Source organism: Streptomyces europaeiscabiei (assembly GCF_001550375.1).
Classification (GTDB): domain Bacteria; phylum Actinomycetota; class Actinomycetes; order Streptomycetales; family Streptomycetaceae; genus Streptomyces; species Streptomyces europaeiscabiei.
In genome coordinates this window covers 20,720-27,906 of the sequence record NZ_LRTR01000508.1, presented here as the reverse complement: position 1 = coordinate 27,906, position 7,187 = coordinate 20,720, and the positions used below count along the sequence as shown (strand labels likewise).

Below are 7,187 nucleotides of genomic sequence, written 5' to 3'. Positions count from 1 at the left end.
GCTGATCTGCGATTACTAGCAACTCCGACTTCATGGGGTCGAGTTGCAGACCCCAATCCGAACTGAGACAGGCTTTTTGAGATTCGCTCCGCCTCACGGCTTCGCAGCTCATTGTACCTGCCATTGTAGCACGTGTGCAGCCCAAGACATAAGGGGCATGATGACTTGACGTCGTCCCCACCTTCCTCCGAGTTGACCCCGGCAGTCTCCTGTGAGTCCCCATCACCCCGAAGGGCATGCTGGCAACACAGAACAAGGGTTGCGCTCGTTGCGGGACTTAACCCAACATCTCACGACACGAGCTGACGACAGCCATGCACCACCTGTACACCGACCACAAGGGGGCGACCATCTCTGGCCGTTTCCGGTGTATGTCAAGCCTTGGTAAGGTTCTTCGCGTTGCGTCGAATTAAGCCACATGCTCCGCTGCTTGTGCGGGCCCCCGTCAATTCCTTTGAGTTTTAGCCTTGCGGCCGTACTCCCCAGGCGGGGAACTTAATGCGTTAGCTGCGGCACCGACGACGTGGAATGTCGCCAACACCTAGTTCCCACCGTTTACGGCGTGGACTACCAGGGTATCTAATCCTGTTCGCTCCCCACGCTTTCGCTCCTCAGCGTCAGTAATGGCCCAGAGATCCGCCTTCGCCACCGGTGTTCCTCCTGATATCTGCGCATTTCACCGCTACACCAGGAATTCCGATCTCCCCTACCACACTCTAGTCTGCCCGTATCGAATGCAGACCCGGGGTTAAGCCCCGGGCTTTCACATCCGACGCGACAGACCGCCTACGAGCTCTTTACGCCCAATAATTCCGGACAACGCTCGCGCCCTACGTATTACCGCGGCTGCTGGCACGTAGTTAGCCGGCGCTTCTTCTGCAGGTACCGTCACTTTCGCTTCTTCCCTGCTGAAAGAGGTTTACAACCCGAAGGCCGTCATCCCTCACGCGGCGTCGCTGCATCAGGCTTTCGCCCATTGTGCAATATTCCCCACTGCTGCCTCCCGTAGGAGTCTGGGCCGTGTCTCAGTCCCAGTGTGGCCGGTCGCCCTCTCAGGCCGGCTACCCGTCGTCGCCTTGGTGAGCCGTTACCTCACCAACAAGCTGATAGGCCGCGGGCTCATCCTTCACCGCCGGAGCTTTCCACACTCATCGGATGCCCGAGAGTGTTGTATCCGGTATTAGACCCCGTTTCCAGGGCTTGTCCCAGAGTGAAGGGCAGATTGCCCACGTGTTACTCACCCGTTCGCCACTAATCCCCACCGAAGTGGTTCATCGTTCGACTTGCATGTGTTAAGCACGCCGCCAGCGTTCGTCCTGAGCCAGGATCAAACTCTCCGTGAATGTTTACCCGTAATCGGGTCGACACCACGAGAGCGGAACAGTCAGGCGGAATAAGCCCGACCGTTCACAACGTCCTCGCTGTGTTTTACTTCAAAGGAACCTCGACCACCGAAAAGTTTCGGCGGACGGGGTATCAACATATCTGGCGTTGATTTTTGGCACGCTGTTGAGTTCTCAAGGAACGGACGCTTCCTTTGTACTCACCCAAGATTTCCTGGGCTTTTCTCCGGGCGCTTCCCTTCGGTGTTCCAAACTCTATCAGCGTTTCTCCGACCCTCTGACCACCTTCCTGCAGACATGCAGGAAGTGACCCCTGGATAGGATCTGAACGAGTTTGGTGCTGCCGGGCACACGGACACGAAGTGTCACTCACCCCCAGGCAGGAGTACGACTCTACATGGGGCCACAGAGCACGTGCAAATCGCTTGGAGGGGGTGGTCTAGACCTCTACTGCGAAGCTATCGTGCGGAACGGGTACTTCATCTGACCTACCCTGCTGATCAGCGCGCCGTCCGGGACAATCAGTGACGGTGTCCATAGAGATCTCCACCCTGGGAGGCTTCCCATGACCACCGTGACGTCCCCTCTTGCAGGACGCGTCATCGGACTGGCCGCCGTACCGGACCCCGTCTTCTCGGGAGCGATGGTCGGCCCCGGTACGGCCATCGACCCCGTGCGCGAGGCAGGGGAGGCTGTCGCACCCCTGGACGGAGTCATCGTCTCGCTGCACCCACACGCGTTCGTCGTGGTCGACAGTGAGGGGCACGGGGTGCTGACTCACCTCGGTATCGACACGGTGCAGCTGAACGGTGAGGGCTTCGAGCTGCTCGTCAACAAGGGCGACACCGTGCAGCGGGGTCAGGCCGTGGTGCGCTGGAACCCCGCCGCCGTCGAGGCCGCGGGCAAGTCACCGGTCTGCCCCGTCGTGGCCTTGGAGGCCACGGCCGACTCCCTCTCCGAGCTCCGCGAGGACGGCGACGTGAAGACAGGCGGCACGCTCTTCGGCTGGCAGTGACGTCAGGGCCGTACCGGACCGCAAGTTCCACAACCACGGCGGCGGCGCTCGCCGCCGCACTATCGGAGACAGGTGAAATGGAGACAACGCTGCGAGGCGTCGGTGTGAGCCACGGTGTGGCTATCGGCGAGGTTCGCCACATGGGAACGGCGGTGCTGGAGCCGCCCGCCAAGCAGATTCCGGCGGAGGACGCGGAGCGAGCACAGGGGCGCGCCCGCAAGGCTGTGGACGCGGTGGCCGCCGATCTGATCGCGCGCGGCAACCTCGCCGGCGGCGAGGCCCAGGCCGTGCTGGAGGCCCAGGCCCTGATGGCCCAGGACCCCGAGCTGATGGCAGACGTGGACCGACGTATCGCCGTGGGGAGCACGGCGGAGCGTGCTGTCTACGACGCCTTCGCCGCGTACCGCGCGCTGCTGGCGGGGGCGGGCGAGTACCTCGCGGGTCGCGTGGCCGACCTCGATGATGTGCGGAATCGTATCGTCGCCCGGCTGCTCGGGGTTCCCATGCCGGGGGTGCCGGACAGCGACGAGCCCTATGTCCTCATCGCGCGTGACCTCGCGCCCGCGGACACCGCGCTGCTCGACCCGACGCTCGTCCTCGGCTTCGTCACCGAGGAGGGCGGACCGACCAGTCACAGCGCGATTCTGGCGCGGGCGCTCGGGGTGCCGGCCGTGGTGGCTCTGCCGGGGGCCGGGGAGCTTGCCGAGGGCACGGTCATCGCCGTGGACGGCAGCACCGGTGAGATCTTCGTGAACCCGAGTACGGAGAAGAAGGCCGAGCTGGAAGCCGCCGCCGCGGCACGGAAGGCCGCGCTGGCGGCGTCGAGCGGGCCGGGGGCGACCTCCGACGGGCACAGGGTTCCGCTGCTGGCCAATGTCGGCGGTCCCGCTGACGTGCCGGCGGCCGTGGAGGCCGGGGCCGAGGGTGTCGGGCTGTTCCGTACCGAGTTCCTCTTTCTGGACGACAGCAAGACGGCGCCGTCCGAGGAGAAGCAGGTCGAGGCCTACCGGAAGGTGTTGGAGGCCTTCCCCGAGGGGCGTGTGGTCGTGCGGGTGCTCGACGCCGGCGCCGACAAGCCGCTGGAGTTCCTGACCCCGGCCGATGAGCCGAACCCGGCACTCGGTGTGCGCGGGCTGCGGACGCTGCTCGACCACCCCCAGGTGCTGCGGACGCAGCTGACGGCGCTCGCGAAGGCCGCCGAGGGTCTGCCGGTCTACCTCGAGGTCATGGCGCCGATGGTCGCGGACCGTACGGACGCCAAGGCGTTCGCCGACGCCTGTCGTGAGGCGGGGCTGCGGGCCAAGTTCGGTGCCATGGTGGAGATCCCGTCGGCGGCGCTGCGGGCGAGGTCGATCCTGCAGGAGGTCGAGTTCCTCTCGCTGGGGACCAACGACCTCGCGCAGTACACGTTCGCGGCCGACCGGCAGGTGGGTGCGGTGTCCCGCCTGCAGGACCCGTGGCAGCCCGCGCTGCTCGACCTGGTCGCGCTGTCCGCCGAGGCGGCGAAGGCCGAGGGCAAGAGCTGTGGGGTCTGCGGTGAGGCGGCTTCGGATCCGCTGCTCGCGTGTGTGCTGACCGGTCTGGGTGTCACCTCCCTTTCCATGGGCTCGGCGTCGATTCCGTATGTGCGGGGGACACTGGCGAAGTACACGCTGGCTCAGTGCGAGCGTGCCGCGGCGGCCGCGCGTGCGGCGGACACGGCCGAGGAGGCTCGCAGCGCGGCGCAGGCGGTGCTGTCGGGCGAGTAGCTCGCGACGGTCAGTCGCTGTCGAGGGGCGCTCCACCTGTGGGTGGGGCGCCCCTCACCCGTTCAGTGGGTGTGTCCGTCGGTGGCCGGGCCTGCCCTGCCGATGTCGTCCCCGAGATCGGGTGGGGTGCAGTAGTCGACACCGGACTCCGGGGAGACGAGGTCTCCGGATTCCATGTCGGTGCAGTAGGCGTCGAAGACCTCCCCCGCGGTGAGGGGTTCGAGGCATTCGCCGCGCAGGCGCCAGCCGTAGACGCGGTCGGTCGTGTCCGGGGCCGTGGTGCGCATGACGAGTCCACCAGGGCTTCGGGTGGCGATGCCGAGGGCGAGGACGGTGGCGAACTCCAGGGCTTCGGACTCGTCGAGCTGGGTGGTTCCTTCGTCGATCCGGTCGGCGTGGAGGACGGCGGCCAGTGCGTGGGGCCTGGCCGAGACGCTGCACACGAGATGGCGTTCGCCGGGGTCGGCCGTGTCGAGGATGCGCTTGAGCAGCTGCATGGCGCGGGCGAAGGCGGCCCGTCCGATGTCCTCGCCGCAGGAGGCGCAGTCGCCGATCTGGGCGAGGAGTGTGGTGGCGTACTCCCAGGTGGCGAGGCGGACTGCTTCGTCGATCAGGTCGGGGACGAGCTCGGAGAGGGGCTGGCCTTCATAGGGGACGGCGGCGCCAGTCGCCGCCAGTTCGGCGGTGAAGCGGGTGCGGCTGGACGGCGTGTCCGGTTCGAGGCCGGTGTCGGCGCAGAACTCGGCGTACTCCTCCGGGTCGAAGAGGGCGACCGTGGTGTGGTTGCCCTGCGCGGCGAGTGTCCTGAGCAGGACTTCGACTTCGCGGAGGTAGGTCGTGTGGTCGCCGAAGGCGAAGCTGCGGTAGCTCCGCATCGTGGTGAAGTCGTGCTCGTCGGCCAGCAGTCCGATGGTGCCCGCGATCTCGCGGCGCAGGACCCGTCGCAGGCTCTGTTGGCTGGTGTGCGTCATGTCTTCCCCCTGTGCGAGCAGTCGATCAATGCTCACTCACAGTAATCGGGGGCACTGACAGCGCGGCCGCGTGTGGGTGTTCAGGCTCGTTTGCGGGCCAGGTCCTCGTAGAAACGCAGGAGGTCGAGGTTGTCGACGGAGCCGGGGTTGACCGCCTTTTCCAAGGGGGTGCCCTGGAGGAGCCGTTTGACGGGGACCTCGATGCGTTTGCCGGTGAGGGTGTGCGGGACTCCGGGGACTTCGATGACCTCGTCGGGGACGTGGCGTGGTGAGAGGTGTTCCCGGATGGTCCGCTTGATGCGGTCGAGGAGTGCCTCGTCGAGGGTCGCGCCCGGGGCGAGTTGGACGAAGAGGGGCATCCAGTAGCCGCCGTCGGCCTGTTCGATGCCGATGACGAGGGATTCCTTGATCTCGGGGAGTCGTTCCACGGCTTCGTAGATGTCGGCCGAGCCCATGCGGACGCCCTGGCGGTTGAGGGTGGAGTCGGAGCGGCCGTGGATCACGACGGAGCCCCGGGGGGTGAGGGTGATCCAGTCACCGTGGCGCCAGACGCCGGGGTAGGTGTCGAAGTAGCTGTCGTGGTAGCGGGTGCCGTCGGGGTCGTTCCAGAAGTGGATCGGCATGGACGGCATGGGATTGGTGACGACGAGTTCGCCGACCTCGTCGACGAGGGGTCTGCCGCTGGGGTCCCAGGACTGGAGGTCGGTGCCGAGGCCGGGGGCCTGGAGTTCACCGATGTGGACCGGGAGTGTGGGGACGGCTCCGGCGAAGCAGGAGCACACGTCGGTGCCGCCGCTGACGGAGGCGATCCAGAGGTTCTCGCGGACCTCGTCGTGGAGCCAGCGGAAGCCGTCGGGCGGGAGCGGGGAGCCCGTGGTGCCGACGCACTGGACTCGGGAGAGGTCGTAGTCGCGGCCCGGATGGAGGCCGGCCTTGCGGCAGGCCATGACGTAGGCGGCGGAGGTGCCGAAGAGGGTGGCGCCGGTGCTTTCGGCGACGGCCCACTGGGCGCCGGTGTCGGGGTAGCCCGGACTGCCGTCGTACAGGACGACGGTGGTGCCGGTGAGGAGGCCGGAGACGAGGAAGTTCCACATCATCCAGCCGGTGGAGGTGTACCAGAAGAAGCGGTCCTCGGGGCCCAGGTCGCAGTGCAGGCCGAGCTGCTTGAGGTGTTCGACCAGGATGCCGCCCTGGGACTGGACGATGGCCTTGGGGAGGCCCGTGGTGCCGGAGGAGTAGAGCACCCACAACGGGTGGTCGAACGGGACCTGTTCGAAGGTCGGCGGCGTGTCCGCGGAGGTCAGGGCGGACCACTCCAGGGCACCCTCGGGGGCCTCGGTGCCGAGGACGGGGATGTGGACGACGGCCCGCAGGGTGGGCAGTTCGCGGCGGAGTTCGGCGACGGTGTCGCGGCGGTCGTGTTCCTTGCCGCCGTAGCGGTAGCCGTCGACGGTGAACAGGACTACGGGTTCGACCTGCTGGAAGCGGTCGAGGACGCTGCGGGCGCCGAAGTCCGGGGCGCAGGAGGTCCAGACGCCGCCGACGGCGGCCGTGGCGAGGAGGGCGACGACGGCCTGCGGGATGTTCGGGAGGTAGCCGCTGACGCGGTCTCCGGGGCGTACGCCGAGGGCCCGCAGTTCGGCCGTGAGGGAGCCGACCTGGCGGCGCAGCTCGGACCAGGTCACGGGGCGCGGTTCGTGGGTCTCGTCGACGTGGAGCAGGGCCGGTTCGTCGGCGCGGGCGTCGGCCGCGCGGAGGGCGTGTTCGGCGTAGTTGAGGGTGGCTCCGGGGAACCACTCGGCGCCGGGCATGGCGCGATCGCCGAGTACGCGCGCGTAGGGGGTGGAGAACCGTACGTCGAACCACTCGGTGACGGCCTTCCAGAACGTCTCGAGCTCGTCGACGGACCAGCGGTGCAGCGCCGGGTATCCGCCCTCGGCGGGGGCTCCGTGGTGTTCGGCCGCCCAGGTCTGGAACGCGGAGATCTTGGCCCGGGCGATGCGTGCTGCGTCGGGCTGCCAGAGCGGCGAGGGGTTCGCTGAGGTCATGGGGCGGCTCCCGGGACTGTGCGCGTGGTGTGCGGCGGGCGCGCACGGGCAGGGGTGAGCGC

4 protein-coding genes and 1 rRNA gene are annotated in these 7,187 nt (G+C 67.3%); 2 read left to right on the top strand and 3 right to left on the bottom strand.

Going from position 1 to position 7,187, the window contains the following annotated elements:
* A 16S ribosomal RNA gene (locus tag AWZ10_RS24745) occupies positions 1–1,343 on the bottom strand; the annotation flags it as partial.
* Positions 1,344–1,908: 565 nt separating this feature from the next.
* Here AWZ10_RS24745 and AWZ10_RS24740 point away from each other — a divergent pair.
* Both AWZ10_RS24740 and ptsP read left to right on the top strand, forming a co-directional pair.
* A complete protein-coding gene (locus AWZ10_RS24740; RefSeq protein ID WP_046706890.1) occupies positions 1,909–2,358 on the top strand; it encodes a PTS sugar transporter subunit IIA in 450 nt (149 codons plus the stop codon).
* Between the two features lie 77 nt (positions 2,359–2,435).
* Positions 2,436–4,106, top strand: coding sequence for a phosphoenolpyruvate--protein phosphotransferase (gene ptsP / locus AWZ10_RS24735; RefSeq protein WP_046706889.1), 1,671 nt, complete (start codon positions 2,436–2,438; stop codon positions 4,104–4,106).
* 62 nt (positions 4,107–4,168) lie between these two features.
* Here ptsP and AWZ10_RS24730 read toward each other — a convergent pair whose 3' ends face one another.
* Positions 4,169–5,077, bottom strand: a complete 909-nt coding sequence (locus AWZ10_RS24730) for a hypothetical protein (RefSeq protein ID WP_060892062.1) — start codon at positions 5,075–5,077, stop codon at positions 4,169–4,171.
* Positions 5,078–5,157: 80 nt separating this feature from the next.
* The gene (locus AWZ10_RS24725) at positions 5,158–7,125 is read right to left on the bottom strand and encodes an acetoacetate--CoA ligase (protein ID WP_046706887.1); all 1,968 of its coding nucleotides are present in this window, start codon (positions 7,123–7,125) and stop codon (positions 5,158–5,160) included.
* Positions 7,126–7,187: the final 62 nt, after the last annotated feature.